We start from the raw sequence: 1386 nt of genomic DNA on the forward strand, positions 1-1386 counted from the left end.
GGTGATGATTAGGGGCTGGCTGAAGGCGATGGCATAGGCGTCGGTCAGCGGCATGACCGCATAGGCGTAGAACACCAGCACGCAGGCGAGCGGTGCCAGGACCGCGCGGACCAGGTGCAGGCGCGGGTTGGCCGGACGCAGGAGGCGCAGCCCGCGCGACCATGCCGCCCAGGCCACCGGGACGATCAGGCAGCCAACGGCGTTGAAGGCCGCCACCTGCACGACGTGCCACTCTCCGCCCAGGAGCTTCACTGCAGTGTCCTGGAGAGTGAAGACGAAGAAGGAGGAGAGCGCGATCAGGATCGCGGACAAGGTCGAGGGCGCGCTCATGCCGGGCTGGTCCTGCTGCGGATGGCTTCGCGGTGGAAGACGTAGACGCCCGAGGCAGCCACCACCGCGGCGCCCAGGACGGTGGTGACTTCCGGGATATCACCGAACAGGAAAAAGCCCACCAGGAGCCCGTACAACATCTGGCTGTACTGGAAGGGGGCGATCAGCCCGGCCTCGGCCAGATGGTAGGCCTGGACCAGCAGCATGAAGGCGCAGCCGGCGATCACCCCGGCCGTGAGTCCGATGGCCGCTTCCAGCGGCGTGGGCAGCACGCCCACGAACGGCATGGCGCTAAGGGCCAGGACCACCGTCATCACGTTGCCGTACAGGGCGAAGGTTTCGACCGGCTCGCCAGAGCGCATCCAGCGGAGGAAGATGGTGGCGCAGGCATGGAGGAAGGCGCCGCATAAGGCGAGCAGGCGGACGGGCTCGGTACCGGCCGACGGGCCCAGCATCAGCAGGACGCCGGCAAAGCCCACGCCCACCGCGCTCCAGCGCCGCCAGCCGACCTGCTCCTTGAGCAGCGGCAAGGACAGGGCGGTCGCGATCAGGGGCGAGGTGAACAGGATCGCGTAGACGTCGGCCAGCGAGAGCTCGACGTAGCTGGAGAAGATCAGGACGGTGGAGGTGAAGGACAGCGCCCAGCGGGCCAGGTGGCGCCGCAGCATCCGGGTCTTCAGCCGATGGAGGCCGCCGCGCGCCTGGGCGACCAGGAGGGTGACGACCAGCGCGCCGCCGGAAGTGAACAGCATCACCTCCAGGACGTGGAAGCGGCCGCTGAGCAGCTTCACCACCGTGTCCATCGCGGTGAACATGGCAAAGCTCGCCAGCGCCAGCATGATGCCTTGCCGGCGAGTCGGAATGCCCGCCGCGTGCCCGTCCATGTTCCGCCGTTTCCAGGGATGAAGCTCGCGCCCCGGTAGCGGATCGGCCGGTGTCAGTTCAACGAAAGAACAAGTGCCGCGTGCAGGCACCGCCGCACCGATGCGCGCCTGCCGCAGGGCCAGCCCGGCACCGCTACCCGCACCGGCAGGTCGTGATCAGTGGACGCCGGTG

General features: G+C 68.5%; 1 protein-coding gene and 1 pseudogene. Both read right to left on the reverse strand.

Features of this window, described 5'->3' with window-relative positions; genetic code table 11:
• Nucleotides 1-330, reverse strand: a pseudogene (locus EQG76_RS23130) (hypothetical protein); the annotation flags it as partial.
• Nucleotides 327-1214: a DMT family transporter gene (locus EQG76_RS23135; RefSeq protein ID WP_159716693.1), complete on the reverse strand. Its 888-nt coding sequence runs from the start codon at nucleotides 1212-1214 to the stop codon at nucleotides 327-329. The pseudogene EQG76_RS23130 and the gene EQG76_RS23135, both read right to left, overlap by 4 nt.
• Nucleotides 1215-1386: the final 172 nt, after the last annotated feature.

The sequence above is a fragment of the Geminicoccus flavidas genome (assembly GCF_009806515.1).
Taxonomy (GTDB): domain Bacteria; phylum Pseudomonadota; class Alphaproteobacteria; order Geminicoccales; family Geminicoccaceae; genus Geminicoccus; species Geminicoccus flavidus.

Excerpts from the sequence above, each read along its gene's own strand:
- EQG76_RS23135 (WP_159716693.1), bottom strand. The coding sequence starts at position 1,214 with ATGGACGGGCACGCGGCGGGCATTCCGACTCGCCGGCAAGGCATCATG.